A 25,980-nucleotide genomic window follows, 5' to 3' on the forward strand; every position below is an offset into this window, starting at 1 on the left:
CTCTCTCTCAGGGCGCCGACCGGCCACCCAATTCCGTCGATGCCCGAAAGGAGCCACCGCATGCCCGACCCGCGTGACGATCAGCCCGAGGTGACCGGGCCACCGATTCCGACGTCCGTTGAAGTCGACCCCGTAGCCACTGGAATCGGAAGCAAGGTCGAGCACAACCAGGACGAATCCGACAACGATGGCTGAGTAGTTCTTCGCTGTTCCAGTCCGAGGTCGGCGCGGTCGAGAAGATGGCGCGCCGGCCGTTGTCGTGTGTGCGCCGTTCGAGTGATGTGTCGCGATGACCACCGGCACAGAAGATCATCTCGGTATCGTGCCCAGCTGGGAAAAACCGCCGGACGAGGGGGAACGCTTGGCTTACGGAGACCGCTACGTGCTCCGGGATCACGACGACGTAGCGCCGTCGGTGATCGGTGCTGAATTTGTTGCACCGCTGGATGGTGACGAGGAGCTGCCGGCGACCGTGTACCTGCCGACCGAGCGGGTCAACAAGGGCGACAAAGATGTCACGCTGGAGCTTCGCGACACGGCGGACGGCGACCGGGCGCTTCTTGCGTTCACGTCAGTGAAGCGGCTCGTCGACGGATGTGGGGACGGTCAGCCGTGGGTCGCTGTGCAGGGCGAGCAGGTCGCGGACATCAAGAGCCGTAGCGGAGCCGACGTTGTCTTGTGGGATGCCGCATTGCCGCCCGAAGAACGTCGCACGAGATTTCAGCAGGGGGACTGAATGACAGACCTGAACGCGGACCCGGCGCTGCTGGAAGCGCTGGCAAGCCGACTCCGCAACGCGAGCGCGGACCTGGAAACCCAAGCAGCGCCCCCGCCGGATCCGCAGGCCGGAGTCGTCACCGGCGCCGTGCAGGGCGCGCTTGCGCTGTTGACTGACGCTTTGGGCAATCTCTCGATCGGCATGGGCGCGATCGGTGACGCGACGGCCGAAAGCCAAGCCCTATACGTCGAACACGACTACGAGCACGCTGTCGCTATCCAGGCAGCCGAGCTCGACGCCGAGCAACCGCGATAGACCTCACTGTGGGAAAGGTCACTGAACACATGTCGCTGGATACCGAAGTCAAGGGAGATCCAGACAGCCTGACTGCCGTCTGCGACTGGGCGAACAAGCAGTCTGAGGGTGCGGAGGAAGCGGCGCGGCAAATCCAGCTCACCAGCGCAGAGTCGGAGTCGGGTTGGCTCGGGGCCGCAGCGGACGGTTTCCGCGCCGTGTTGATTGCGGCAGGCATGATGGCCGACACCGAGGTCCGGGCGCTGCAAGACATCTGCTGCGCGCTGCAAACCCACGCCGACGACCTGAACACGGTCAAGGCGATGATGCAACGAGCACAAGATGTGGCCGCCCTCGGCGGCCTTCTGGTCCACGGCTTCAAGATCGAAGAGCCGGGGCCTGCGCCGGCTGATCCGACGCCATTGCCCACAGGGCGGCCGGCCAGCCCGGAGGAGACGCAGGAGCATGTGGCGGCGGTCGAAGCGCAAAGGGCGTTTGACCGGAAGGCGCAGGCGTACGCAGAGGCCAGCCAGATTGTGAAAGAGGCGCGGGATAAGGAATCGCAGTCCCAGCACGTACTTGTGCGGTTCCTGTCGGGTGTCCTCGACCCGGCGAAACTTTCGCTCACGCTCACCGACATCTCCGGGGGCTTCATCGGCGCAACCGCGGTTCGGAACAGCCAGTACAAACAGTTCGCCAACGACGCAATGACGAAGGCCGAGCGCGCCGCGAAACTGACAACAAGCCAGAACTTGAGCTTGGCCAACCGCGGCAAGGCCACGGCGATTCAGATCACGAACGACCTGAAGGCCAAGGACGCCCTCGATCAAGCTGTGGCTACACGCGCGGCGCGGGTGATCGACCGGTTTCCGCCCAGGGTGCAGGCCACACTCCGTGGGCTCGACGTGAAGCTCGTTCCCAAGGGGTTCACGCCTGCTAGTCCCTGGCTGCAAGGTGCGTCGAAGTTCGGAAAGATCATTCCTGGGCTGGGGCTTCTTGCCACAGCTGGCGGCGTCGGTTACGACATCAGCCAGGGCAAAGACCCGACCATCGCGGTTGCCAGCGGAACGGGCAGCTTGGTGTCCGGGGCGATCGTCGGCGCGGCGATCGGCGGCCCACCCGGAGCTATCGTGGGCGGCGTCGTCGGTATCGGTGTCGGTTTCGGGATCGACGAGTTCGGCGACAACATGATTAACATCGGCAAGCGTCTGGAAGACATCAACCCGAAGATGACCAGGTAAGGAACGTGACCACCTCACTCCCCCCGCGCCCCCACTCTCAAACCGGTGACCCTCGGCCGCCGACGGCGCCCCGGATCACCGTGTGGACGAAGCTGCCGCGCAGATCGTCGAAGCTGGCTCGGTGCCCGAAGGCGCCAGAAGGCAGGGGGCCGGTGCTGGAGTGGTACCAGTCGACGATCGACTCGGCGATCCTGTCCGGCCTGGTGGTATCGGCAATCATGTTCGGCCTGATGTGCCTCCGGGACTGGGGCTTCGACTGGATGAGCACATGGTGGCTGTGGATTTTCGTCGTAGCACCAGTGATTCTCTGGCCGCTGTGGATTCTCGCTGTCCACTCGTCCGGGATATCAGCCGGCGCGGACTGGCTCGCGGTCAAAAAGGGCTACATTGACACCTACGAGCTCACCGAGGTCAGAGTCGAAGGCTCCAGCGGAGGGCTTGCGTGGACGCTGGAAATCACGGACAAGAAGGGCGCCGAGCTGTCAATCGACGCAGCCGACATCGAGGCCAACCAAGCACTATGGGACCTCGTCTACAACGGCATCCTCTACTCCGTCCAACGCCGCAGCGCCAAGACCAACCCCCGGGCAATCGACAAGCTGAAACTCCGGTAAGCGATGTGGCGGATTACATAAACACACATTCGGATTCCAAATCGCTATGCGACACGTATATCGTGGCGTGATTCTTGCTTGTGGAGAGTGCATAGGTGGGCGTATCACTAAAAGCAGTCCAACGGATACGCTACCTGAGCTTGAGTGGCTTCGGGTGGATGTTGGCGGCTGTCGGCATAGGTGTTCCGGCCGTAGCTTTGCCAATTCTCGCATGGCTCAATGCGAAGAACGATGACGTCTTCAATAAGTTTGTCGGTTGGGCAAATATCTTAGCGTTTACGGCAGGCGCAATCGGGGTAATTCTGGTGCGCAATCGGGGTAATTCTGGTGATTGCCGATAGGATCGGAGCGTTGCGAACTCCGTCAGATGAGCGCTTGGTTCACGCAGCCAACTTATTGTCGGCAGAGAGCTTGCGTCAAGGAACGTTGCTGTTAGCGCAACTAACTAGGAACAGACTCTCTTGATGCAAGGCCGGCACAAGCACGTTTCTCCCCATCTCGAAAAACCATTAGCATAGAGGGCAAGAAACGAGCCGTTCGGCAGGCGGCGAGAGACCTTCGAGAAGTCGTCGATTTCTATTTGACTGAGACCCGCGGCCGCATGATGATACTAGGTGCTCCTGGATCAGGTAAAACAGTCCTGGCAGTGTGGCTCATGGTCGAGCTTGCAAAGAGAAGAAATAAGGATTTGCGACCGGCAGAAACACATCCGGTTCCTATGATTTTCGATCTACAGTCATGGGACCCGACCGGAACAACCATCACAGAGTGACTCGAGTCTGAGATTGTTAAACGATTTCGGGTCGGGGCAAAATTGGCTGCTGGCTTAGTGTGCGGCGGGTTGATTCTTCCTATTCTCGACGGCCTCGACGAGATGGATTCTTCAGACGGCAGAGTTCGCCTACTTCCTACACAGGCGGAACTGGCGCGTGTAAGTGCGAAACATGGAGTATCTAATTACCTCGATCGACGGAATCAACTGCGCAATGCGTCCATTCCGGGCTGGACGCCACGGGCATCTTTACTCACTCAGTGTGAAGCCCTGACGCCGCTAATTGATTTTGGCCAGAGTTGCTCGCTGAAATTCCCCACTCGGGGGCGGTGGTTAGCGTAGCGGTTGGTGGGTGCCGGTGGTGGTTTTGCGGAGCGTGTCGGCGCGGGCTTGGTGGTCGCGGAGGCGGTAGGAGTCGCCCTCGAGGGTGAGCACGACGGAGCGGTGCAGGAGCCGGTCGAGCAGGGCCGCGGCGACGGTGGTATCGCCGAGGACCTCGCCCCAGGATCCGACGCCGCGGTTGCTGGTCAGGATGATCGAGGTCTTCAGATAGCGTTGGGAGACAACCTGAAACAACGCGGAGGCGGCCTCGGCGGGCAGCGGGAGGTAGCCCAGCTCGTCGATCACGAGGAGGGCCGGGCCGTTGAAGAAGCGCATGGTGGTGGCCCAGCGGCCTTCGATCGCGGCGCGGTGGCAGCGGGCGGCCAGGTCGGCGGCGGTGGTGAAGTAGGTGCGGTAGCCGGCTTCGGCGGCTTTGCGTGCCAACCCGACGGCGAGGTGGGTTTTGCCGAGGCCGGGCTGGCCGATGAGCAGGACGTTGGTGGCCGACTCGATGTAGCGGCAGGTGGCCAGCTCGGCGATGAGCTTGGGATCGACGGTGGGGGCGGCGTCGTAGTCGAAGTCCTCCAGGGTGGCGGGGGTGGGCAGCGAGGCGAAGCGCAGCCTGCCGGCCAGGCGGCGGGCCTCGGTCGCGGACACCTCGATGGAGCAGAGCCGTTCGAGGGCGGCGGTCAGGGTGAGACCCTCGGCGGTCGCGGACTCGAGGACACCGGGCAGTGCCTCGGCGGCGGCGTGCAGCTTGAGCGTCGCGAGGTGACCGCGCAGCTGCTGGTAGAGGCTGGCCTGCGCCGGTGTGGACGGGGCAGCGTCGAGGGTCGTGTTCGAGGTTGTTTTTGTTGCTGTCACTGTGTTTTCCTCTCTCGTTGTTACTTCTCGTCGGCCGGGTCGGCCGGGGGCAGGGTGGTGCGGGCGGCGGCTGCGGCGGCGTAGCGGGCGAGATCGATCACGACCTCACCACTGGCGTCCACGCCGCTGGTCGGCGCTGTGTCGGTGCGCTGGGCGCGCAGGGCGTCGGCGGCTGCTCGTGCGTCCGGTCCGGGTGGGATGCGCTGCTTGCTGCGGTGCGGCCGCGCGGTGGTGGTGGCGGCCAGGGCGGCTTTCTCGAGCGCTAGGACGTGGCCGTGGTCGCGGACCATGACGCCGGCGCCCTCGGGTGCCAGGGTGTGGCGGGCGATCACCGTCCCGGACTCGGTGGCGACATCCACGTGGCCGGCGCCGAGCCGGTGGGAGACGGTGACGGTGGCGCCGGCGAGTTCGGGGGCGACGCTGTAGCGGTTGCCGCGGAAGGACACCAGCGCCTGCGCCGAGACGATCCTGGTGACCGTCAGGGTCGCCGGGAACGGGTCCGCGGGTGGGGTGCGCAGCGGCTCGGCCGCGGCGACGGTGGCCACGCTGGCTTTGCCATCCGCGGTGGCGCGCAGCCGGGTGTCACCGCGCGTGGAGCACCAGGCCTCGAGCCGCTGCTGGGCCTGCTCGGGCGTGACATCGTCAGGCAGGGTGCGCCAGAACCGTTGCGCCGCAACATGATTAGCTTTCTCCACGACTCCCTTGCGGTTACCTCGCCGCGGTGGGCATGCCCGCACCGCGACACCATAATGCTTGGCCACGGCCGAGAACGAGGCCTGCACCCGACCGGACTCGGGGTTGATGACGGTGGCCATCCGGTCGAACCGCCACGCCCGGGTCAACCCGCCCAACGCGCGGGTAACCCGGTCCAGCCCATCGATCAGGTGCGGCTGATCAGTACTCGGGCACAGGACACCGCGCCACCGGCTCGAGTGCGACAGTGCCCCCACCAGCAGATGCGCGCATCCACCCCACCCCCAGTGCTCGGGTGGGTCGGGCAGATCAAGCCAGTCCCACTGCGTCTCATCCCCCGGTGGGTGCTCGATCACCGCCACCGCCCGGCCCTTCGCCGGTCGGCACGGCTCACACGCCGGACGCAAACCCCGGTCGCGGATCTGGCGGGTCAGCGTCGGATACGAGTGCGCATAGCCCAGCTCGTGCAGCTCGTCGTAGAGGGTGGTGGCCCACAGATGCGGGTCCTCGGCCAGCCGCGCCGAACAGTAGGCCACGAACCGCTCGAACGGATCCGGCCTCGCGCGGGCACGCGCCCCCGCCTCGCGGACACCGGACAGATAAGCGCGGATGGTCTTGCGGTCCCGCCCCAGGTGACGGGCGATCGCCGAGATCGTCCAACCCCGGGCACGCAGGGCGTGCGCGTCGATGTCTTCCTCCCGTGTGAGCATGAGACGTGGGGCTCCTTCGAGCTGGTGTGTGGTCAGAGACCGCCAGACTCGAAGGAGCCCCGCCCGTCTCGGCGGAGCCACGCCGGGTGGGGAATTTCAATGAGCAGGTCTGGGGAGATTCACCTGAGCGCCGTCAGCCCGGGTCGAAGTGCCCGAGGTAGTCGGACAGCGCCTTGAACACACGCACCACGATCCACCGCATCGTCTGCGGAGCCGGTGGGGGACAGGCGTGCGTCGGCCGCTACTTGCCGGTGCGCTCGCGGTGTTTGCATCCGGGCCAACAGCAGGGCCGACGTTTGCCTTCCGCCAGCTCCTCCTGGGTCCGGCGAATACGGCCTGTACTACCAGTTCTGAACAACGGGGATCGTCACCAGCGGATCGCCGCCGGGCATGCCGTCTACCAGCAAAGACGGTGCCGGTCGGGGACTGTGTTGACGGCCTGTGTGGGGTGCCGTGTGCCCCACATGTGCCCCAGCAATGTCCACAGTGGGCACACGGCGAGATCGAGAGGAAGCGCGTGATCACTCGCGAGCAAGTGCAAGAGGCTCACGCGGCCGGGTACGCGGCCGGACGCGCCTTGCAGCCGGCGATGCCGAACCCGTCGGGGGTGCCGCTGCGGCCGTGGCAGCGGGCACGCATGGATGCTGACGAGGTTCGTGAGTACGAGAGCGGGACCGGCGACTGCTCGCCCGCGTGTGGCTCGCGGCCTGGCGCAATGGGCTCGACGCCCACGCCGCGGAACGTGGCCTGGCTCGTCATCGCGACCTCCAGGTCGACGACTCGGCTTGATCACTGACCCGACGGGGTGTGGTCGCTTGGCCGTAGGTACACAGCGGGGGCTGCCCGGTCGTCAGCCCCCGCCTTTGTCGTTCGGTCAGCGGTCGAAACGGCCTGACTTCGCGTCGGAGATGAAGGCAGCCCAGGTGTCGAGGCTGAACGCCAGGACTGGGCTTGCCTCACCGAGCTTGGAGTCACGAACCCCGCGAGCCGCAGGCGCCTCGCCAACTTCGACGCAGTTGTTGTTTCCGCTGCTGCGGCTCGACTTGCGCCAGGTCATCGGTCCCAGGTCGGGGGTGCGCATGGTTCTGCTCCCTCACTCAAGCTCACTGGCTCGTTGTTCGAGCATTCGCGCCGACTCTCTGTCGTCAAGAGCGGCGACCCTCAGCCTATCGAATGCCTGGACGTACACGTTTGTGTGATGAGGGCGATCCAGGTAGTCGGCGTCGGTCAGCCCTTCGAGGTAGGTATAGGTCGCCACCGGGTCAGCGAGGTGAAGCACGGTGAACGGCGTTCCAAGAGCAGCGTGCTCGCCCTTGCTGTACGGCAGGATCTGAACCGTGACGTGACGGAGTTCTGTGAGCTCCCGGATGTGCCGCAGCTGCTCGCGAAGTGCGTCTCGCCCGCCGACCTCGCAATACAGCACGCCTTCGCCAAAGACGACCGAGATCTCTCGACTGCTGTTCCGGACGATCGTTTCGCCGCGTCGGGCACGTTCGGCCGCTCGCTCGTAGATCTCGGGCAACGGTGTGACCAGCGAGGTAGAAAGGATGGCGCTGGCGTACGCCTCGGTCTGCATGATGCCCGGCGCGAGGTCTGCCGTGTACGCCTTCACCTCCGCTGCCGCAGCTTCGAGGGCGGCGTAGGTCTTCGCCCAGTCGGGCACGCGACTTGGTCGATCTCTCTTGCGAGCGTCCGACGCCAGCTGGCGCAGCTTGTTGGCCTCGTCTTCGTCCGTGATCCCGAAGTGGTCGATCAGGACGTCCATTTCGGCCGCGGCGACCGTGAGCTCACCCTTCTCGACACGTGTGAGCTTGCCGGGGTACCAGTCAAGCCGGTCGGCGATCGTCTTTGCCTTGACGTCGCATCGCTCGCGGAGTTCGCGCAGCAGTAGGCCCAGCTGGACACGTCGGACTGCTGGGTTGTTCTCCGGGGTAACCATCGCTCCCTCTCGTTATGTCGTCGGGTCGCATCCTGCCGTGCTCGCTCGTCGCCATCCTCCAAGATCCCTCTTCTGGGGTATTACAAACCTTCAATTGCAACTTGTAGTTTGAATCTTGTCGTATGGTGCTCCTGTGTCTGGTGGGACGACAAAGCCGAGAGCACCCACGGCCCGGGTATTGGCGGAGTCCGAGCGACGAGGGGATATGTGATGGTCGGGGAAGGGCAGATCGATGCGTGGCCGGAGCCGTGGTTGCGTCCGCACTTGGACGTCCTGCGGCAGAGCGTGCAGGTGGGTTTCCGGTTCCTCCACCTGCCGAGGTTCGACAACGTCCTCGCAGTGCAGGGGCTGCGGGTCAGCCACGGGGCGATGGACATGTTCAAGGCGAGTGCGGCCGATGACGCGATCGCGGCCCGGTTTCGGGTCGAGGATCTGGAACTCGGCTCTCCTCCTGCGGTCTGGCACAAGCACGGTCGAGTCGATGACGTGGTGACGGCGTTGTTGGAGCTTCCGCCGCATGGAGCACTGGGTGCGCCGAGGTTGGCGCGGTCGCCGGTTTCGGACCTCTGGGTACCTGGCAATGCCCTGTTGTGACCGAGCCGGGCGAGGTGTGGCCGGGGTTGTTCACTGTCCGGCTGCACCGGGTTTCGCCGGTCAACGCCGGGCGGTTGTCGTTCGGGCCGAAGCGGGTTCGGCTCGGGCTTGCTGATTGCGGTGCTGTGTGTACGCCGCCGCATCCGTTTGTGGTTGGACGCCTGCCGAGGTGTCCGCATTGTTTCGGAAGGGATTGAACTGGGGTGTCTCATTTACTGCTGTTCCTCGCGGGCATGGTGCCCGCTCTCGCGTTGCTCATGCTTGTTGCCTGGCGGATGTACGCCGCCGAGCCTGCGGGCCAGCACACGTGTGCCGGTGAGGGCGCGTTGACGGTCGCCCATCTCCTCAGCCGGGTCGAGCGCGAGCGCAGCGAAGTCGCGAGCACGGGGCGGCATGCGTTGCGTGAGGACGTTGCGGCCAGGATCGCGGCGATTGTGGGGGCGGTGTAGCTGTGTCGACTCGACTTCTTGGGCGTCCGGTTCCTCGTATGCGGCCGAGTTATCAGCGTCCTGAGGATTACGAACCGGCCGAGCGACTCGTGGAGGCGTACCGCTGTCCCCGCGGTGAGGCTTTCACGGTGACTTACGCCGTCGATAGTGCGGTGCCGGAGACCTGGGAATGCCGGCAGCACGGGCTGTATGCGCTGCGTGTCGACCTGGCCGCCACTGTTGCCGACATGCACGCCCGCAGCCGCTGGGGTGTTGGAAGGGCGCCGCAGGGGCAGCCGTGGAAAACGCACCTGGAGCAGGTGCTGGAGCGCCGCAGTCCCAGGGAGTTGCAGGAGCTCGTCGACGAGCGGCTCGGCGAGCTCGCAGCGGCACGGGATGGGGCATGACGAGCCCGCTGCACGGGCCACGACTGCCCACTTGGGCCGAACATGATTCGTTGCATCCGTCGAATCCGTTGTCGTCGAGCGGGAACCGTCGTTACGTCCTCGACGACTACGACGAAGATCACGGGTTTTGCTGGCGTTGCCGGATGCGAGTGCTCCGCCTTTCGACGCGCTACCGCGTTCATGTTTCTCAAGCGATCAGGAGGAAGCCTTGCTATGCGGAAGATCAAACCTGGCACCCGGCTCAAGCCTGCTGCGCGCGAAAGCTCGCGCGCGTCCTCAAAAGTAAGTACGAGAAAGGCGCGAGTATTCGGCAACTCTGCAAGGAGTCCGGGCGGTCTTACGGGATCGTGCACCGCATGCTCGCCGAGGCCGGTGTCCAGTTCCGGCCTCGCGGCGTAGCCGGCAAAGCCGCCGAAGAGGCCGCGCCGCAGTTTGACCAGCGCTCCGCGCCGATCCTGTCTCGCACTGCGCTATGAGTACGACCGGGCCGAAGCGGTTCCTGCCGATGGCGTGGCGTGTCGAACGGGTCTCGTCGACCGAGGTCTACACGTTCCGCTGGGGTAGGGGTGCTGGCTTTTTCACCGTGCATCGCGGCGATATCGGCAGCGCGCATGAGGACGATCACCTCATCGACACCATCCATATTGGACGCGGCTGGGTTGATGAGTCGGACGTCGCTGCGCAAGCGCGGTCGTGGTTGCGCTCGCGGATCGGTCCGCGCCGCCGTGGTGCCTGAGTTTCCAAGACTGCTCGATGTCGATGTCCCCGATCGTTGGCATCGAGCTCGGCCGGTCGGGGCGGGCTTCTCTCTCTCCCAGGGCGCCGACCGGCCACCCAATTCCGTCGATGCCCGAAAGGAGCCACCGCATGCCCGACCCGCGTGACGATCAGCCCGAGGTGACCGGGCCACCGATTCCGACGTCCGTTGAAGTCGACCCCGTAGCCACTGGAATCGGAAGCAAGGTCGAGCACAACCAGGACGCGTGGTCGTCGAGTCAGACCGGTCGTTACATCTTGGACGACTACGACGAGCAGTTCTTGTTCTGTCACCATGCGGCATGCGCGTTTGGCGCCCGGTCGATCAGCCCTCGTATATCAATCCCTTGTTGCAAAAGGAGTTTCGGCTATGCGGAAGATTCCGCGAGGTACCCGCATCATTGGGGCGCGGCGCGAGAAACTCGCCGGCAGTTTGCGAACCCGGTATGAGCGGGGCGCCAGCATCCGGCAACTCTCCGAGCAGTCGGGGCGGTCGTTTGGTGCGGTCCACCGGATGTTGCGCGAGGCCGGTGTGCAACTCCGGCCTCCCGGTGGGCAACGCATGCGCGAGAACTCCAGTCCGCCGATTCTTTCTTGCATCGAGCTATGACTGCGAAGAAACCCAAGCCGAAACGGCCCAAGCGGTTCTTGCCGATGGCCTGGCACGTCGAGCGCGTAACGCCCGCGCTGCGTAACCGAGTCGGCTCGCGCTGCCGGCGCGCGTGAACAATCCGAGACTCCGCTCGATGTGATTGCCCCGACCTCCCGGCATCGAGCGGACGGCCGGTCGGTGCGGGCCTCCCCCTCCCAGGGCACCGACCGGCCACCCATTCAAACTGTGTGCGAAAGGAGTCACCGCATGCACATTCCGCGTGACGATCAGCCCGAAGTGACCGGGCCGCCGATTCTGACACCCATTGAAACCGACCCCGTGGCGACTGGAGTCGGAAGCGAGGTGGACCAGAATGAATCCGACACCGATGGCTGAGTAGTTCTTCGCTGTTCCAGCTCGAGGTCGGCGCGGTAGAGGCGCTCTACGGCGTCGGCCTCGGGCTACGTGAGCTGATTGAGTGACGTTGCGGCTAAACAGATCTCAATACACGATTATCTCGGTAGCGTTTCCCGCCTGGGCAAACCACGGCAAGGGGGAACGTTGGTTTACGGAGATCGCGACGTGTTCCGCGAACATGACGATGTCGCGCCGTCGGTGATCGGCGCTGACTATGTCGCACCGCTGGAGGACGAAGAGGAACTTCCGACGACCGGGTACATCCCGTGCGAGCGCGTCAACAAAGGCGACTCCGATGTGATGTTGGAACTCCGGCACACGCCCGACGGTCAGCGGGCACTCCTGGTGTTCACGTCGCTGGAGCATCTTGTCGAGGGCTGCGGCGACGGCCAGACATGGGTAGCAGTGCAGCGTGAACAAATCGAGGACATCAAGAGCCGTAGCGACGCCGATGTCGTCGTATGGGATGCGGCTCTGCCGATCGAAGAACGCCGGACACGCTTTCAGCTGGGGGAATGATGTCTAACCTGCAAGCTGATCCTGCTCTGTTGGAGCCGCTGACCCGCCGGCGGCGTAACGCTAGTACCGACCTGGAGAGCGACGCCACTCCTCCACCGGACCCGCAGGCCGGTGTGATCACCGGGGCGGTGCAAGCGGCGCTCGCGCTGCTGACCGAAGCACTCGGAAACATCTCGGCCGGTCTCGTCGCGGTGGGTGATGCGACGGCTGAGAGCCGCGACGTGTACGCCGTGACCGACTACGAGCACGCGGTAGAGCTCCAGGCGGCCGAACTCAATGCTGAGCAACCACGCTAGGACGCACTGGTGGAGGTAATCGGGTCATGGCGCTGGATACCGAAGTCAAGGGAGACCCCAACAGCCTGACCGCCGTCTGCGCATGGGCGGACGCGCAATCCGAAGGCGTCGAAGAAGCCGCACGGCAGATCCAGCTCACCAGGGCCGAATCCGAAAGCGGCTGGCAAGGCGCGGCAGCCGACGGCTTCCGCGCAGTGTTGATCGCAGCCGCCAAGATGGCCGACACCGAAGTCCGCGCACTCAAGGACACCTGCCGCGAGCTGCAGACCCACGCGTGCAACCAAGATGGCCAAGATCATCCCAGGAATCGGCTTCGTCGCCACGGCAGTGGGCGTGGGCTACGACCTCAACCAAGGCAAAGACCCAACCATCGCCGTCGCCAGCGGCACGGGCAGCCTGCTCTCTGGTGCGGTCGTCGGCGCGGCGATCGGAGGTCCACCGGGCGCGATTATCGGCGGCGTCGCTGGCATCGGCGTCGGCTTCGCGATCGACGAATTCGGCGACGACATGATCAACATCGGGAAGAAGCTCGAAGAGATCAACCCGAAGATGACCCGGTAAGGACTGCTGTGACTGCCACACCGCCACGTCCGAACGCGAGGACCGGCGAACCACGGCCACCCCAAGCGCCAAGGTTAACCGTTTGGGGAGATCTACCGTCACGGTCACCGCGGTTCGCGCGTTTCCCGCCGGCGCCAGAAGGACGGGGGCCAGTGTTGGAGTGGTACCACCGCTCCAACGAAGGAGCCTTCCTGTCCGGCCTGATCGTTTCGGCGATCGTGTTCGTGATTTTGTGCGTCATGGACTGGGGCTTCGACTGGATCTGGACAGCACCCTGGCTGTGGATGATCGTCGTGGCAGTTGCCCCCCTCTGGGGCCTCTGGATCATCTCCCGCAACCGCTGGGGCATCTCAGCAGGAGCCGACTGGCTCGCGATCAAGAGCGGCTACGTCGACCTCTACGAACTCACCGAAGTCAGGGTCGAAGGCACAAGTGGTGGGCTGTCGTGGGATATCGAGCTGACTGACAAAAAAGCCACCGAGCTCTGGCTCGACGCCAAAGAACTCCAGGCAAACCAGGCGCTCTGGGACCTCGTCTACAACGGCATCCGCTACTCAGTCCAACACGGCAGCGCCAAGACAAACCCACGTGCGCTGGACAAACTCAAGCTGCGGTAACAAGCGGCGGACTCGCCGCCACGTCGCCGCTCGAGTACCTGGGGCACGAGCATCGGCGGCGTACACGCTGAAGACCTACATACACCTGATGCCGACGAGCGAAGATCGCACGCGGAAGGAGATCGACGAGGCTTTCCGCTCGATGGCCGCCAGCTCCTCCTGGGCCCGGCGAATACGGCGCTCTCGGGTTATCACCTGCTTGGCATCCTCGACCCAGCAGATGAACTCGTTGCGGGCCAGGGGCGTGATGTCCTTCCAGGCATCGAATGCCGTGGTGTTGGCTATCAGCGCCTTGCGCAGGTCTGCGGGCAACTCGTGGACCACCCCACCGGGCACTCGCTGGCCGTTCATAGACCCACGGTAGCGGACGAAGCGAGCCCAAGCCGAAGTGATCATCTTGCCGCTCCGGCTGGCACCGAACCCGTTTCGTCACGTACGGGGTTGCCTGCTCCTGGTTCCGTTCCAGTGATCAAAACAAGTTGTTGCGGCGGGATCGTGTTGCGCGCTTGTTCGAGGTGGAACTGTTCGTAGACGAACAGCCGGGTTACGGTGTCGGCGAGTTCGAGCAGGCGACGGTATAGCACAGCGGCATGCGCGGCATCGGAAGTCAGTTCTGCTTCTTCGGACCACTGGACGTGTAGTGACTTGATCGCGGAAAGCGTTGCCGCATAAGGATGTTCATGCATTGCCGTACGCCTTCCCCAGACCGCCGCTACGAGTTGTTGCAGGTCAGGAGTAACACGCTATTGAGGGACCCGCAAAAGGGTCATCTCGGCACCCGATCACATACCCGCCGGTCGGACGTCGTCGGTTGGCGCCCCGCGCCGCTGTGCGTGGGGGACTACGACGACTACGCGCGGACCTACCGCCGGACCCGCTCGCGCGCCGCTGTGCAGGAGATCCGCGAGTTCTGGGCCGGTCGCGCTGCGTGCCCGGTTAACGTGGGTTCCGTGTCGCGGCAGGAGCACTCCGATCTTCTTCCCCCGGTCCACGAGGCGTGGTTGCCGCGGGAGCATCCGCTGCACCGGCCCCGGCACGGCAGGCGCCAGCTGGCCGCGCTCCTTTGCGCCGTGCTGTTCTTCACCGCGCCGGTGGTGACCTGGGTCTTCGGGGCGCGCGCCGAGCAGCTGGAAAACCGCCCGCTGGCCGCTTTCCCCAGCATCACCGACGGTTGGGGGTTCTTCACCGGGCTGAACGCCTGGGCCACCGACAACCTGCCGTTCCGCAAGGACGCCGTGCAGTCGGTGGACGCGCTCAGCCGCGGCGTGTTCGGCGAGCCCGCCCGGTTGGCCGGCGGCTCGCACACCTCGCCGGTTGGCGCCGGGCAGGTGGACGAGAAGCCGCCGATCGACGAGAACGTGTTCCCCGACGTCATCGAGGGCAAGAACGGCTGGCTGTACCTCGGTCATGACGTGTCCTACCGGTGCGTGCCGAAGCGGACCACGGACCAGGTGATCGCCGGACTGCGCCGCTGGCGGTCCGTGGTGGAGGCGTCGGGCCGGAAGTTCCAACTGGTCATCGCCCCTGACAAGTCCACCGAGTACCCGGAGAACATGCCGGACGACTACGCCGGGAAGGACTGCTCGACGAAGGGCCGCGAGGAGTTCTGGCGTCGCGTGCCTGCCGCGACCGGCGCGGTCGACCTGCGTGCCCAGCTGCGCGAGGTCGCGGCGCGCAACCAGCGGCCGATCTACCACGACATCGACACGCACTGGACCCACGAGGGCGCCATCACCATGACGTACCAGCTCGCCGAGCGCCTGCAGCCGGGCGTGACAAGCAGCTGGAAGGTCCTGCCGTCCCGCCAGTACCCGCACAGCGCCGACATCCCGGACCTGCTCGGACAGGACCGGACCGTGCCGATCCAGGCGTACTCGCTGGCGCCCGACGGCGGAGCCGCGGACAACACGCAGTTCAAGCCCAGCGACTTCCGCCAGCCGCTGCACCTGGAGTCGCAGCCGAAGCCGGGCATGATCGCCCAGCCAGTGCGGATGGTCGGCGACTCGTTCACCCAGTTCGCCAGCCCGTACCTGGCGGCGACGTTCGCGAACATCACCATCACGCACCCGGACAACGTCGCGGTTGACCCGGTGGCGGCGGGCCAACTGCTCGCCGAAGGCGAGGTGGTCACGTTCGAACTGTCCGAACGTTTCGTCGCCGGCGGCCGCTACCCGATGCTCGACCCGGCGGTAGCCGAGCAGGTCGGCGCAGTCCTCGCCGCCCACCCCGTGCGCTGATCCCGCCCCCGGGATTTCGGCGAGCTTCCATCGAAATTCGCAATGCGGAACGTCCGGTCAGATTCAGCGCAACTCGGCAGTTTTTGTAGCCGGACACACGTACTTTTTTGCCGATCGCCGTGTCGTGCGAGACCGGTATCCGATAGTCTGACCGCGCATTGCGATTGCGGATCAACTGTCCGTAGCTGCACGTGCGCGATGCGCCCTGGCGGTGCGTCGGCTGGGATGGGGCGGGCCGAAGCTGGCACTTCAACCCGCCCCCGAAGGGATCAGCTGTGGTCGTCGAACCGAGTGACGAGCCACCACAACGAGACCCGCAGCATCAGCAGCAGGAGCGCCCGGGTCGTCCGACGCGGCCGGGCCGGGCGCTTTGCTGCGCCCCGCCGACGACGAGCCTGACGTGCCTTCCGGGCCTTCTTGCGGTTCACCTGCATGTTCCTTTCGTTGTTGGTCCCAACGTTCGGCGTACGCCGAACGCGGCCCGACTGGTGCCGGGCCTGACAACAACAGGACGAGTCCTGTTGAAGCGCTGCGACAGGACCCATGCCAGGTGGTACCGCAGGCCTCCCTTCTGAACCCCAGGTTGGAAAATTCCCGACGATGCCGGGAATTTTGATAACGGACACCATAGGCCACGGCGCGTAACCGTCGCCACCCCACCTATGGGTGTGTCGGATACTCTTTTCTGGCTGGAATATTCCGCAGATAATTACTTACCGTCGAGTAAACCCGCTGGGCTTCGATGGTTTCTCGGCTGGATTAGTCAAAATGGGGTAATCGAACGATTCCGAAACTGACTGATCACGCAGAGCTACGAAACTATTTGTGATCTGAGTCGCGGATTGCCAACCGAATCCATACGACGGCGCGAAGCGAACGGGCGAGGGGCATCCGCGACCAAAGTAACTTGGTCGCGGGTGCCCCTCGCCCCGGGTTCGTCAGCGCAGGATCGGTGTCGGGTTGCGGGATGCGATGAAGCCCGGGCGCGGGTGGCCCGCCGCGAACGGGTTCACCAGGGCGTTCTCCACGCTGTTGAACACCACGAAGATGTTCGAGCGCGGGAACGGCGTGATGTTGTTGCCCGATCCGTGCATGCAGTTCGAGTCGAACCACAGCGCCGACCCCGCTTGGCCGGTGAACTGCTCGATGCCGTGCTCGTAGGCGAGCTTGGTGATGTCGTCCTCCGTCGGCACCCCGACCCGCTGCTCCTTCAGCGACGACTTGTAGTTGTCGTCCGGCGTCTCGCCCACGCAGGACACGAAGGTCCGGTGCGAGCCGGGCATGATCATCAGGCCGCCGTTGAAGGGGTAGTTGTCGGTCAGCGCGATCGAGATGCTCACCGCGCGCATCGCCGGCATGCCGTCCTCGGCGTGCCAGGTCTCGAAATCGGAGTGCCAGTAGAAGCCGGTGCCCCGGTATCCGGGCATGTAGTTGATCCGGCTCTGGTGCACGTACACGTCAGATCCGAGGATCTGACGGGCCCGGTCCAGGACTCGCGGGTCCCGCACCAGCTCGGCGATCAGCTCGCTCATCCGGTGCACCTCGAAGATCGAGCGGACCTCGTCGGAGCTGCGCTCCACGATGGTGCGTTCGTCGGCCCGCACCTCCGGATCCCGGGTGAGCCGCTCCAGCTCCTGCCAGTAGGTCTGCACCTCGGCCGGGGATAACAAACCCTCTACGACGTGGAAGCCTTTGGCCTCGTGCCCCGCGAGCTCCTCCGCGGTGGCCGGGCCGGCCGTCACGCCGGGCCAGACTGTGGGATCGGAGCGCCGGATCATTGCCGGCTCGGCGTCCACCCGGGTCGGGTAGCGGTCCTGGGTGCTCAGATCAGCGACGGTCATGGTTTGCGCCTCCTTCGCGAATTCCCGCCGGAGCGGCTGGTGCCGGTGGCACCGCCGCCTTTTCTCGGTTCCTCGGTTAGAAGCGGCGCATTCTGGATGCGCCCGCAATTCCCCACGTCCGCGCGTGAGGAACACCCGTCAACGCGCGTGGCAGGCAACCGTTTCCGGTTACCCGCCACGCGCGGTCAACAAGCTCGGTCGCCCGGATCAGCCTGCGACCGGCGTCTCGTCGTCCTCGACGACCAGCGGGTACACGCCGTCCTCGTCGTGCACCTCGCGCCCGGTCACGGGCGGGTTGAACACGCACACCGTGCGCATGGTCGTGCGGGGCCGGACCTGGTGCTTGTCGTGGTTGTTCAGCAGGTACAGCGAACCCGGCTTGAGCTGGTGCACCTCGCCGGTCGCCTTGTCCTCGATCTCACCCTCGCCTTCGGTGATGAACACCGCCTCGACGTGGTTGGCGTACCAGAAGTCGTTCACCGTACCGGCGTAGAGGGTGGTTTCGTGCACCGAGAAGCCGACCTTCTCCTTGGCAAGCACGATGCGCTTGCTGCGCCAGTTCTCGGTCTTGATGTCGGCGTCGGTGTCCTCGATGTCCGAGAGGTGCCGGACGATCACATTTCCTCCAGTGGATCTTCGTTCTGCTCTGCCGCAGTGCAGCGATCGGCCTGTTCACGCCGTCTGGCGCGGTGAACGGTCCGATCGCTGCGATGCGGTTGCCGAGTCAGGCCAGGACAGCCTGCACCGATTCCCGGACGATCTGTAGCCCCTGCTCCAGTTCGTCATCCGACACGGTCAACGGCGGCATGATCTTCAGGACCTCGCTGCTGGGTCCCGAGGTCTCCAGCAGCAGCTTGCGGTCGAACGCAGCCTTGGAGACCTTGCCCGCGACGTTGGTGTCCTCGAAGCCGAGCCCGCGCGCCAGGCCGCGGCCCTTGGCCACCGCGCCGCCGTGCTTGGCGGCGATCTCTTCGAGCACCTCGCCGACCCGCTCGCCCTTGGCGAGGGTGGACTTCTCCAGCGCGTCGTCGGCCCAGTACTGCTTCAGAGCCTCCGTGGCGGTGATGAACGCCGGGTTGTTGCCGCGGAAGGTGCCGTTGTGCTCGCCCGGTTCCCAGACGTCGTGCTCCGGCTTGATCAGCGTCAGCGCCATCGGCAGCCCGTAGCCCCCGATGGACTTGGACAGGCAGACGATGTCGGGCTGGATGCCCGCTTCCTCGAAGCTGAAGAACGGGCCGGTGCGGCCGCAGCCCATCTGCACGTCGTCGACGATCATCAGCATGCCGTGCTTCTGGCACAGGTCGTAGAGCCCGCGCAGCCACTCCGGCCGCGACGAGTTGATGCCGCCCTCGCCCTGCAGCGTCTCGACGATCACCGCGGCGGGCTCGTTGAGGCCGCTGCCGCTGTCCTCCAGCATCTTCTCGAAGTAGAGGAAGTCGGGGACCTGGCCGTCGAAGTAGTCGTCGTAGGGCATCGGGGTGGCGTGCACCAGCGGGATGCCGGCGCCGCCGCGCTTCATCGAGTTGCCGGTGACCGACAGCGAGCCCAGCGTCATGCCGTGGAAGGCGTTGGTGAAGCTGATGATCGATTCCCGCCCGGTGATCTTGCGGACGAGCTTCAGCGCCGACTCCACCGAGTTGGTGCCCGTCGGGCCGGGGAACTGGACCTTGTAGTTGTACCCGCGCGGCTTGAGCACGTTGTCCCGGAAGGCTTCCAGGAACGCACGTTTGGCCACAGTGGACTGGTCGAGGCTGTGGGTCACCCCGTCGCGCTCGATGTACTCGATCAGCTTTCGTTTCAGCAACGGGTTGTTGTGCCCGTAGTTGAGCGCGCCGGCACCGGCGAAGAAGTCCAGGTAGGCGGTGCCGTCTTCGTCATAGAGGTAGCTGCCGCCGGCGCGGTCGAAGACCGTCGGCCAGGTTCGGCTGTAGCTGCGGACTTCCGATTCCAGGGTTGCGAAGATGTCGTTCACGATCCTCCGTTCGGCCGGGCAGCGCGCGCTTCGCGCGCCCCGGCACCCTCAAGAACAAGATTGCGTGCCGGTACGGACGGCGGCAGCGGTCAGGATCCGGCCGCGGCGGCCGGGACGGGCTCGAACGGCCCGATGCGGTACAGGTCCTCCCCCAGGTGCGCATCCGGGAACAGGTCGGCGGTGAACAGCTCGCTGCGCTCCAGGTTCGCCGCGCGCTTGCGCGCCAGCGCGGTGAACAGGCTGATCGACGCGGCGTTGTCCGCAGTGATCGTCGTCTCCAGGTAGCGAACCCCGCGCGGCAGCACGCGATCCACCAGGTGGCCCAAGAGCCGACCTGCCACGCCACCACCGCGCTGGGATGCATCGACGGCGATCTGCCACACGACGAGCGTGTCGGGGGCGTCGGGCCGGACATACCCGGTCACGAATCCCACGACCGCACCGTCGATGCGTGCCACCGCGGAGGTTTGCGCGAAGTCCCGGCACCACAACAAATATGCGTAGGACGAGTTCACATCCAGCACTGCCGAATCGCGAGTGATTCGGTAGAGCTCAGGGCCGTCCGAGACGACCGGAGTGTCGATCTCCAACCGTCCGGCTGAACCGCTTCTGCCATTCCCGTTGTCGATGTTATGGCTCGGTTTATCGCCGGTCATGCTTTGCCAACTTAACAGAACATCCGTAACGCGCCAGGCCGTCGGCGCGATAACTATCGATCTACCAGGCGAGACGCAATTTTATACGTGAGAAGCACTACAGAAGCGTTGCAATTTCCTTGAAGTTGATGCTAGGGAGCCTGTTGTCGATTATGAATTTGATCATTTGCCGGCTCCCTGACCAGCGGAAACGACGTATCTAAAGATACCCGAAGTGAACTTTACCCCTTTTTCGAAAATTCAAACTCCGATATTCAGGTGAACATGAGAAGAGGCGGCTTCCCCAGGCTTGCACGAGCCCGGGCAGACTGCCTCCCGTGAGCTGCTACACGCCCGCCATGGACTGGATCCAATCGCGGTACTCGGTGACGTTGGGGTAGGCGGCGGTGGACTGCCGGTCGCCGGTCGAGGCCGCGCCCACCTGCACGTTCCCTGCGAATATCGGGCCGCCAGAGTCGCCGCCGGCCGGGATGCCGTAGCCGCGGCCGGCGCACACCGCGGTACCGTCACGGTAGTCGCCGCGCGCGATGTCGGCCACGTTCACGTCGGCGACCTTCACGAGGGGTGTTCGTGGGGTCGTGAGTGGTGATGCCGGTTCTTACCGGTGTCATGTCTCGGTAGACGTGTCAATCCCCGGACACGCCTAGCCCACGCCTGGCCCACGGAAGAAGCAGAAGAGCCTGAATTCCCGTATTTCGCGGATCGGGAAATGAAGCGGAGATACGCTGCTGCTGCTGGTGCTGCGGCAGCGGTGCGCCGGGCGGGGTTCGCGGCGTCAGATATCGATCTGGTCGTGGTGGCGGTCCTCGATGGCGGGGCCGCCACCGCGTCGCATCCGGCACTGACCGCGCTGGGACGTGCGGTCGTTGGCCAGGACGACCGCGACCCACGGCAGGGCGCCGGTGACGGCCACGATGCCGAGCGCGAGCCACCAGATGTGCGCCAGCAGCCCGGCGGCGGTGAAGCCGACCAAGTGCACCACCATCAGAACGGCGTAGACCCGCTTGCGGTGCCGCTGCTCCTCGTCGAAGGACGGTGCCGCATCGGTGATCAGCACCGGCTCGTCGTGCTGCCGTCGCCGCATGGCCACCTCCGGAGTCGGCCACAACCCGCTACCTCCAGCGTGGCGCAATCCGCGGCTCGGGTCACCGGGGCCGGCGGCGCAATTCGAGGTATTCCCGGAGCACGAGGATGATGATCACCACATCCAGCGCCGCGAAGAACGGCAGCGCGATCGACCTCGTCTGCACCGCGCGCAGCACCTCGAAGATCACGAACAGGCCCAGGGCGGTCAGTGCCACCGGGTACAGCGGCATGATCTTGAGCAGCAGGCCGATCACCAGGCCGATCTTTATCACGCCGTGGGCGATCAGGTAGGCGATTACGAACGTGCTGCCGCCGCTGACGAAGTGCTGCGCAGCTTCCTCGAAGTGCCCGGCCAGGGATCCGGCCGGCGGGCCCAGCAGGTCCCGCGTGACGACGGCGTGCGCGAACCGGGTGACGATGTCGGGGGGCAAGAAGATCAGCAGCACCCCGCCGATCAGCTGCACCGCGCCGTCCAGTCCCTTGAGCAGCACGGCGACGCGGAACAGCTTGTCCGTCATCGTGGTTTCGGCGGCCATGAAGCCATGATGCGCGCTGAATCCCGGACCAGCGATCTTGCGCGTTGCCAGCCACCGGCGGCCCGCGTCCGGGCCGCCCGCTCCTCGACCGGCAGGTCCGCGAATCGGATCGTGTGGCTTCCCGGCCGGTGATCAAGAAGAGTTCGGTGAACGACAGGGCAAATTGGTAAATACCACTTTTCTTCAAATCTTGTTTCCGGTCGCGAAATTTGTCATAAAAGTTCTTGGTGGACGACGAGCGAGCCTCATCGGATCCGGGCCAATTCCGAAATTGGTCCCGTCGCGGAGGGAACCGGGAATGGTTGGTCGGAAGAAACGCCTGCTGAGAACCGGATTGGTGGCGTCGTTCGTCGCCGCTGTGTCGTTCTCCCAGGTCGCCGCGGGCTACGAGGCACCGCGGGCGGCGAACGCCTCGAACCCGGCCCCGGCGGCCGAAACCTGTCCGGTGAAATCGAAACCGGCGGGCAAGGTGCTCCACGGGTACTGGGAAAACTGGGACGGCGCGGTAAACGGGGTGCACCCGCCGTTCGGCTGGACCCCGATCACGGATCCGGCCATTCGCGAGCACGGCTACAACGTGATCAACGCGGCTTTCCCGGTAATCCGCTCGGACGGCACAGTCCTGTGGGAGGACGGGATGGACAGCACGGTGAAGGTGGCCACGCCGGCCGAGATGTGCCAGGCCAAGGCGGACGGGCTCACGATCCTGATGTCCATCGGCGGCGCGACGGCGGGGATCGACCTGTCTTCCAGCGCCGTTGCCGACCGGTTCGTCGAGACCGTGGTGCCGATCCTGCAGAAGTACAACTTCGACGGCATCGACATCGACATCGAGACCGGCCTCAGCGGCAGCGGCAACATCAACGAGCTCTCGCCGTCGCAGGGCAACCTGATCCGCATCATCGACGGCGTGCTCGCCAAGATGCCCCCGGAATTCGGGTTGACGATGGCGCCGGAAACCGCGTACGTCACCGGCGGCAGCGTGACCTACGGATCGATCTGGGGCGCATACCTGCCGATCGTGAAGAAGTACGCGGACAACGGCCGGCTCTGGTGGCTGAACATGCAGTACTACAACGGAAGCATGTACGGCTGTTCGGGTGATTCGTACCAGGCCGGCACGGTGCAGGGATTCATGGCGCAGACGGATTGCCTGGACAAGGGGCTGGTCGTCCAGGGCACCACGATCCGGGTCCCCTACGACAAGCAGGTTCCAGGGTTGCCGGCCCAGCCGGGCGCGGGTGGCGGTCACATGTCGCCCAACCTGGTCGCCCAGGCCTGGAACCACTACAACGGCAGCCTGAAGGGCCTGATGACCTGGTCGATCAACTGGGACGGCTCCAAGTCCTGGACCTTCGGCGACAACGCGAAGGCGCTCCAGGGCCGTTGACCGCCCGAACCGGACCGCCCCGCTCGGCCGCTGCCGGGCGGGGAGGTGTGCTGCATCGTCATTGCTGCAACAGCGGGGATGCTCGGAACCTGTGGATGGCTGGGAAGGGCGTATACCTTCCCAGATAACCCGGACCTGGCAATGGGATCGCCGAGCAGGTATCGGTACACCAGCGGCCGATCACGCGACACGGGGTTTCTGCCGACGAGATTGAGCAAGTGTTCAAGAACGGACCGATCATCAAGAAGAACAAGAAAGGGCGAGCCGCAGACTTTGTAGCGATCGGCACTACTAACGGCGGCAGGCGCGTGCGGGTCAACTTCCTGTACAGCCCTGACGCGAAGTCCGCTCGGCCGATTAGTGCATGGGAGCTGTGACGGATGGCGAACAACGAACCCGACTTCGAGAACATGACGGACGCGGAGATCGCCGATTGGCAGTACGCGCACAGGGACGAGTTGGACGAAGACCTGGAGAACGCTGAGGAAGTGGAGGTCGAGGTCGTCAAGCCTCTGAGCGTGACGACCTCGTTCCGCATGTCGACTGATGAGGCTTCCACGCTACGCGAGGCTGTGAGGAAGTCTGGTCTTACACAGTCCGAGTGGATTCGCCAGGTATGCCTATTGGCGGCTGGAGCTCAGTCGCCGGTAGGCACTACAAGTGAGCAAGGAGCGAACGTCCTAGTCGTACCTGTACCTCAGCGCGATCTTAAGGCGACGCCCCTCCTGCTGGGGCAAGAGCCGCTGAAGAAGAGTCAGTCAGCAGGATAAAGCGCGCCGAGAAACTAATGGACGACTTGCTAGAAGGGATCCGTTAGATGCCACTTGTATAGTGGGATGACTCAAGCCGGTGTCCTTTTCGATTCGCCAAAGTTTAAGGGCGCTAATGAAAGGCCCCTCCCGATCGGGAGGGGCCGTCCGGCGAGCTTGACCGTTTGCATGCTGCTCCGCGTGTCGGACCGGGCCGTCCAGGACCACATGGGGTGGTCGTCGATCCGGCTGAAGGAGCGGTATATGCACGTCACCGAAGAGCTGCGCCGCGACGTCGCCGACCAGTTGAACGGGTACTTCTGGAACCCCAACTGAGACCGAAAGTGAGACGGATCGCGCCTGGTCACCGGGTGGGCAGGCGCGTTTCCGCTGGTACCGTCGGAGCCGCTGAGGGGACTCGAACCCCTGACCGTCCGCTTACAAGGCGGGCGCTCTACCAACTGAGCTACAGCGGCATGCACTTCCGTCGTGCGGGGACATCGTAAGCGGCGATCCGCCCGGGGTGGAAAGCGGCCGCGTCGACGCTGCCGGACGATGGCCGCGACCGCGGCGACATCCGGCCGAAATCGGTGATGGACGCCACAGATTGTGGGTGCAACGGTCTGCTCATGACAGGCGATGCCCGAGGGGAAGATCTGGCAAAGCGAACCGCCCGCAAGGCGGTCCGGCAGGAAGGAAGACCAGCAGTGGGAATCACGCAGCGCGCCCGCGGTGTGCTGCGGCGGCGCGACCCGGAGCTCACCATCCCGCCGGGGTCTCGCAACGTCGTCTACGGGCCGGCACTGCCCAACGAATCCACCGTCCACCTCGTTCTGGACCTCGGGCTTCGCATCGGCGAGGTGCAGATGGCCAGCGGGGCAGGCGCCTCGGACGTGACCGCGACGATCATCGCCGTGGTCACCGCCTACGGTCTGCCGCACACCGAGGTCGACGTGGTCTACACGTCGATCACGGTGTCGAGCTACCGGGGCACCGACCTGCCGCCGATCACGTCGCTGCGGGTGGTCCGCAACCGCTCCCTCGACTACACGCGCCTCACGGACGTCGAAGCGCTACTGCGGCGGATCACCGCCAACGAGCTGACCGCCGCCGAGGCCTACGCCGAGCTGGACCGGATCACCACGGCGCCGCACCCTTTCCCGCGCTGGGTCGCAACGCTGTCCTGGGCGGGCATGGCCGCCTCGCTGGCCGTGCTGCTCGGCGGCGGCTCCACCCCGCTGCTGCCGCTGGCCGCCGCCGGTGCCACCGCGCTGGTGGACCGCGTCGGGCGGCTGCTGAACAAACGCTCGTTGCCGTTCTTCTTCCAACAAGCCGTCGGCGGGGCGCTCGCCACCGCCGTCGCGCTGGGCTGCTACGCCACCGGCCTGCTCGACAACGCGGCGCTGGCGATCGCCGCCAGCATCATCGTGTTGCTGTCCGGGATGACCGTGGTCGGCTCGATGCAGGACGCCATCACCGGCTACAACGTGACCGCGGCGGGCCGGATAGCCGAGCTGGCCCTGATGTCGGCCGGGTTGATCGCCGGGGTGGTGCTGTCGCTGTACATCGGAGTGCGGATCGGCGGGGACACTGTCGGCAGCCTCGACGCGCAAGCCCTGGGGCGTGCCGAAGTGCTGGCACCGGCCCTGCATCTGCCGGTGCAGATGCTCGCCGGTGCTTCCACGTCGGCCTGCTTCGCGCTCGCCAGCTACGCGCCGCCGCGGCCGCTGCTCGCGGCCGGAATCGGCGGTGCCGCGGCCGCCGCGGTGCACGCGCTGCTGACGCTGGCCGACGTGCATACCGTGCTGGCTGGCGCGGTGGCCACCACCGTGGTCGGTTTCATCGGCGGGATCATCGCACGGCGGCTGCGAATTCCCGTGCTGGTGATCGCCGTTTCCGGCGTTGCGCCGCTGCTGCCCGGGTTGGCGACCTACCGTGGGCTGTACGAGCTGTCCGTGCTGGGCAGCCCGACCGGCGTCGCCACGCTGATGCTCGCCGTCGCGACCGGCCTCGCGCTCGGCGCCGGGGTGGTGCTCGGTGAGTACCTCGCACAGCCGGTTCGTACCGGGCTCGGTAGGTTGGAGCGCCGTTTCTCCGGGCCGCGGATGTCCGGTCCGCTGCGTCCCGCGAAACGGCGGCTGGACTGATCGGCCGTGAGTC

General features: G+C 65.3%; 36 protein-coding genes and 1 tRNA gene. 21 read left to right on the forward strand and 16 right to left on the reverse strand.

Annotation, left to right across the window (positions count from 1 at the left end; translation table 11 throughout):
- Positions 1–60: 60 nt before the first annotated feature.
- From ACRXBZ_RS21995 to ACRXBZ_RS22015, 5 genes are all read left to right on the forward strand, one after another.
- Positions 61–195 (forward strand): hypothetical protein, encoded by a 135-nt coding sequence (locus ACRXBZ_RS21995; RefSeq protein WP_433880695.1) that lies wholly within the window; start codon positions 61–63, stop codon positions 193–195.
- A gap of 94 nt (positions 196–289) precedes the next feature.
- On the forward strand, positions 290–736 hold the full coding sequence (locus tag ACRXBZ_RS22000; RefSeq protein ID WP_433880696.1) for an SAV_915 family protein: 447 nt from the start codon (positions 290–292) through the stop codon (positions 734–736).
- Positions 737–1,033 (forward strand): hypothetical protein, encoded by a 297-nt coding sequence (locus tag ACRXBZ_RS22005; protein WP_433880697.1) that lies wholly within the window; start codon positions 737–739, stop codon positions 1,031–1,033.
- A gap of 29 nt (positions 1,034–1,062) precedes the next feature.
- Positions 1,063–2,253 (forward strand): hypothetical protein, encoded by a 1,191-nt coding sequence (locus tag ACRXBZ_RS22010; RefSeq protein ID WP_433880698.1) that lies wholly within the window; start codon positions 1,063–1,065, stop codon positions 2,251–2,253.
- A 152-nt stretch (positions 2,254–2,405) separates the two neighbouring features.
- On the forward strand, positions 2,406–2,867 hold the full coding sequence (locus ACRXBZ_RS22015; RefSeq protein WP_433880699.1) for a hypothetical protein: 462 nt from the start codon (positions 2,406–2,408) through the stop codon (positions 2,865–2,867).
- Between the two features lie 1,105 nt (positions 2,868–3,972).
- On the opposite strand, the gene istB is transcribed toward ACRXBZ_RS22015, so the two are convergent.
- The 5 genes from istB to ACRXBZ_RS22040 all read right to left on the reverse strand — a co-directional run bounded on the left by istB (position 3,973) and on the right by ACRXBZ_RS22040 (position 8,166).
- The gene (gene istB, locus ACRXBZ_RS22020) at positions 3,973–4,824 is read right to left on the reverse strand and encodes an IS21-like element helper ATPase IstB (protein ID WP_433880700.1); all 852 of its coding nucleotides are present in this window, start codon (positions 4,822–4,824) and stop codon (positions 3,973–3,975) included.
- 20 nt (positions 4,825–4,844) lie between these two features.
- Complete coding sequence (gene istA, locus ACRXBZ_RS22025) at positions 4,845–6,227, reverse strand: IS21 family transposase (RefSeq protein WP_433877707.1); 1,383 nt, start codon at positions 6,225–6,227, stop codon at positions 4,845–4,847.
- 546 nt (positions 6,228–6,773) lie between these two features.
- The gene (locus ACRXBZ_RS22030) at positions 6,774–6,986 is read right to left on the reverse strand and encodes a hypothetical protein (RefSeq protein WP_433880701.1); all 213 of its coding nucleotides are present in this window, start codon (positions 6,984–6,986) and stop codon (positions 6,774–6,776) included.
- Between the two features lie 115 nt (positions 6,987–7,101).
- The gene (locus ACRXBZ_RS22035) at positions 7,102–7,308 is read right to left on the reverse strand and encodes a DUF397 domain-containing protein (RefSeq protein WP_433880702.1); all 207 of its coding nucleotides are present in this window, start codon (positions 7,306–7,308) and stop codon (positions 7,102–7,104) included.
- Positions 7,309–7,320: 12 nt separating this feature from the next.
- Positions 7,321–8,166, reverse strand: a complete 846-nt coding sequence (locus tag ACRXBZ_RS22040; RefSeq protein WP_433880703.1) for a DUF5753 domain-containing protein — start codon at positions 8,164–8,166, stop codon at positions 7,321–7,323.
- A gap of 210 nt (positions 8,167–8,376) precedes the next feature.
- Between ACRXBZ_RS22040 and ACRXBZ_RS22045 the strand changes: the two genes are divergently transcribed.
- From ACRXBZ_RS22045 to ACRXBZ_RS22095, 11 genes are all read left to right on the forward strand, one after another.
- Positions 8,377–8,760 carry a hypothetical protein gene (locus ACRXBZ_RS22045; protein WP_433880704.1) on the forward strand — a complete coding sequence of 128 codons (384 nt, stop codon included), beginning with the start codon at positions 8,377–8,379 and terminating at the stop codon, positions 8,758–8,760.
- Between the two features lie 203 nt (positions 8,761–8,963).
- Complete coding sequence (locus tag ACRXBZ_RS22050; protein WP_433880705.1) at positions 8,964–9,209, forward strand: hypothetical protein; 246 nt, start codon at positions 8,964–8,966, stop codon at positions 9,207–9,209.
- A gap of 38 nt (positions 9,210–9,247) precedes the next feature.
- Positions 9,248–9,595: an RNA polymerase-binding protein RbpA gene (locus ACRXBZ_RS22055; RefSeq protein WP_433880706.1), complete on the forward strand. Its 348-nt coding sequence runs from the start codon at positions 9,248–9,250 to the stop codon at positions 9,593–9,595.
- Entirely contained in the window at positions 9,592–10,071 is a 480-nt protein-coding gene (locus ACRXBZ_RS22060; protein WP_433880707.1) for a helix-turn-helix domain-containing protein, read from the forward strand. Before ACRXBZ_RS22055 ends, ACRXBZ_RS22060 begins: the two co-directional genes overlap by 4 nt.
- Positions 10,068–10,331 carry a hypothetical protein gene (locus ACRXBZ_RS22065; RefSeq protein ID WP_433880694.1) on the forward strand — a complete coding sequence of 88 codons (264 nt, stop codon included), beginning with the start codon at positions 10,068–10,070 and terminating at the stop codon, positions 10,329–10,331. Before ACRXBZ_RS22060 ends, ACRXBZ_RS22065 begins: the two co-directional genes overlap by 4 nt.
- 390 nt (positions 10,332–10,721) lie before the next feature.
- Complete coding sequence (locus ACRXBZ_RS22070) at positions 10,722–10,961, forward strand: helix-turn-helix domain-containing protein (RefSeq protein WP_433880708.1); 240 nt, start codon at positions 10,722–10,724, stop codon at positions 10,959–10,961.
- A 249-nt stretch (positions 10,962–11,210) separates the two neighbouring features.
- On the forward strand, positions 11,211–11,339 hold the full coding sequence (locus tag ACRXBZ_RS22075; protein WP_433880709.1) for a hypothetical protein: 129 nt from the start codon (positions 11,211–11,213) through the stop codon (positions 11,337–11,339).
- 78 nt (positions 11,340–11,417) lie between these two features.
- The gene (locus tag ACRXBZ_RS22080; RefSeq protein ID WP_433880710.1) at positions 11,418–11,879 is read left to right on the forward strand and encodes an SAV_915 family protein; all 462 of its coding nucleotides are present in this window, start codon (positions 11,418–11,420) and stop codon (positions 11,877–11,879) included.
- On the forward strand, positions 11,879–12,175 hold the full coding sequence (locus tag ACRXBZ_RS22085; protein ID WP_433880711.1) for a hypothetical protein: 297 nt from the start codon (positions 11,879–11,881) through the stop codon (positions 12,173–12,175). The genes ACRXBZ_RS22080 and ACRXBZ_RS22085 overlap by 1 nt, the downstream gene beginning before the upstream one ends.
- A 285-nt stretch (positions 12,176–12,460) precedes the next feature.
- On the forward strand, positions 12,461–12,736 hold the full coding sequence (locus tag ACRXBZ_RS22090) for a hypothetical protein (RefSeq protein WP_433880712.1): 276 nt from the start codon (positions 12,461–12,463) through the stop codon (positions 12,734–12,736).
- Between the two features lie 152 nt (positions 12,737–12,888).
- Positions 12,889–13,353 (forward strand): hypothetical protein, encoded by a 465-nt coding sequence (locus ACRXBZ_RS22095; protein WP_433880713.1) that lies wholly within the window; start codon positions 12,889–12,891, stop codon positions 13,351–13,353.
- 75 nt (positions 13,354–13,428) lie between these two features.
- On the opposite strand, the gene ACRXBZ_RS22100 is transcribed toward ACRXBZ_RS22095, so the two are convergent.
- Entirely contained in the window at positions 13,429–13,749 is a 321-nt protein-coding gene (locus ACRXBZ_RS22100; RefSeq protein ID WP_433880714.1) for a YdeI/OmpD-associated family protein, read from the reverse strand.
- Positions 13,746–14,039 carry a hypothetical protein gene (locus ACRXBZ_RS22105; RefSeq protein ID WP_433880715.1) on the reverse strand — a complete coding sequence of 98 codons (294 nt, stop codon included), beginning with the start codon at positions 14,037–14,039 and terminating at the stop codon, positions 13,746–13,748. The genes ACRXBZ_RS22100 and ACRXBZ_RS22105 overlap by 4 nt, the downstream gene beginning before the upstream one ends.
- A gap of 60 nt (positions 14,040–14,099) precedes the next feature.
- Here ACRXBZ_RS22105 and ACRXBZ_RS22110 point away from each other — a divergent pair, with 60 nt between their 5' ends.
- Positions 14,100–15,590: an alginate O-acetyltransferase AlgX-related protein gene (locus tag ACRXBZ_RS22110; protein ID WP_433880716.1), complete on the forward strand. Its 1,491-nt coding sequence runs from the start codon at positions 14,100–14,102 to the stop codon at positions 15,588–15,590.
- A gap of 269 nt (positions 15,591–15,859) precedes the next feature.
- On the opposite strand, the gene ACRXBZ_RS22115 is transcribed toward ACRXBZ_RS22110, so the two are convergent.
- The 8 genes from ACRXBZ_RS22115 to ACRXBZ_RS22150 all read right to left on the reverse strand — a co-directional run bounded on the left by ACRXBZ_RS22115 (position 15,860) and on the right by ACRXBZ_RS22150 (position 21,681).
- A complete protein-coding gene (locus ACRXBZ_RS22115; protein ID WP_433880717.1) occupies positions 15,860–16,018 on the reverse strand; it encodes a hypothetical protein in 159 nt (52 codons plus the stop codon).
- Between the two features lie 510 nt (positions 16,019–16,528).
- Positions 16,529–17,431, reverse strand: a complete 903-nt coding sequence (gene thpD, locus ACRXBZ_RS22120; RefSeq protein ID WP_433880718.1) for an ectoine hydroxylase — start codon at positions 17,429–17,431, stop codon at positions 16,529–16,531.
- A gap of 207 nt (positions 17,432–17,638) precedes the next feature.
- Positions 17,639–18,049 (reverse strand): ectoine synthase, encoded by a 411-nt coding sequence (locus tag ACRXBZ_RS22125; RefSeq protein WP_433880719.1) that lies wholly within the window; start codon positions 18,047–18,049, stop codon positions 17,639–17,641.
- 106 nt (positions 18,050–18,155) lie between these two features.
- Positions 18,156–19,403, reverse strand: a complete 1,248-nt coding sequence (ectB, locus tag ACRXBZ_RS22130) for a diaminobutyrate--2-oxoglutarate transaminase (protein ID WP_433880720.1) — start codon at positions 19,401–19,403, stop codon at positions 18,156–18,158.
- 89 nt (positions 19,404–19,492) lie between these two features.
- Positions 19,493–20,059 carry a diaminobutyrate acetyltransferase gene (gene ectA / locus ACRXBZ_RS22135; RefSeq protein ID WP_433880721.1) on the reverse strand — a complete coding sequence of 189 codons (567 nt, stop codon included), beginning with the start codon at positions 20,057–20,059 and terminating at the stop codon, positions 19,493–19,495.
- 325 nt (positions 20,060–20,384) lie between these two features.
- On the reverse strand, positions 20,385–20,618 hold the full coding sequence (locus tag ACRXBZ_RS22140; protein WP_433880722.1) for a trypsin-like serine protease: 234 nt from the start codon (positions 20,616–20,618) through the stop codon (positions 20,385–20,387).
- A gap of 216 nt (positions 20,619–20,834) precedes the next feature.
- Positions 20,835–21,143, reverse strand: coding sequence for a DUF3099 domain-containing protein (locus tag ACRXBZ_RS22145; RefSeq protein ID WP_433880723.1), 309 nt, complete (start codon positions 21,141–21,143; stop codon positions 20,835–20,837).
- A gap of 61 nt (positions 21,144–21,204) precedes the next feature.
- A complete protein-coding gene (locus ACRXBZ_RS22150; RefSeq protein ID WP_433880724.1) occupies positions 21,205–21,681 on the reverse strand; it encodes a DUF2127 domain-containing protein in 477 nt (158 codons plus the stop codon).
- A 298-nt stretch (positions 21,682–21,979) separates the two neighbouring features.
- On the opposite strand from ACRXBZ_RS22150, the gene ACRXBZ_RS22155 reads away from it, so the two are divergent.
- The 3 genes from ACRXBZ_RS22155 (at position 21,980) to ACRXBZ_RS22165 (ending at position 24,156) form a co-directional block, all read left to right on the forward strand.
- Positions 21,980–23,071, forward strand: a complete 1,092-nt coding sequence (locus ACRXBZ_RS22155) for a chitinase (RefSeq protein ID WP_433880725.1) — start codon at positions 21,980–21,982, stop codon at positions 23,069–23,071.
- Between the two features lie 380 nt (positions 23,072–23,451).
- Entirely contained in the window at positions 23,452–23,841 is a 390-nt protein-coding gene (locus ACRXBZ_RS22160) for a plasmid mobilization protein (RefSeq protein WP_433880726.1), read from the forward strand.
- Between the two features lie 168 nt (positions 23,842–24,009).
- Entirely contained in the window at positions 24,010–24,156 is a 147-nt protein-coding gene (locus ACRXBZ_RS22165; RefSeq protein ID WP_433880727.1) for a hypothetical protein, read from the forward strand.
- A 67-nt stretch (positions 24,157–24,223) separates the two neighbouring features.
- Here ACRXBZ_RS22165 and ACRXBZ_RS22170 read toward each other — a convergent pair.
- Positions 24,224–24,296, reverse strand: a tRNA-Thr gene (locus tag ACRXBZ_RS22170).
- A 231-nt stretch (positions 24,297–24,527) separates the two neighbouring features.
- Between ACRXBZ_RS22170 and ACRXBZ_RS22175 the strand changes: the two genes are divergently transcribed.
- A complete protein-coding gene (locus tag ACRXBZ_RS22175; RefSeq protein ID WP_433880728.1) occupies positions 24,528–25,967 on the forward strand; it encodes a threonine/serine exporter family protein in 1,440 nt (479 codons plus the stop codon).
- Positions 25,968–25,980 lie beyond the last annotated feature (13 nt).

Origin of the sequence: Saccharopolyspora hattusasensis (assembly GCF_050972075.1) — a bacterium.
GTDB lineage: Bacteria > Actinomycetota > Actinomycetes > Mycobacteriales > Pseudonocardiaceae > Saccharopolyspora > Saccharopolyspora hattusasensis.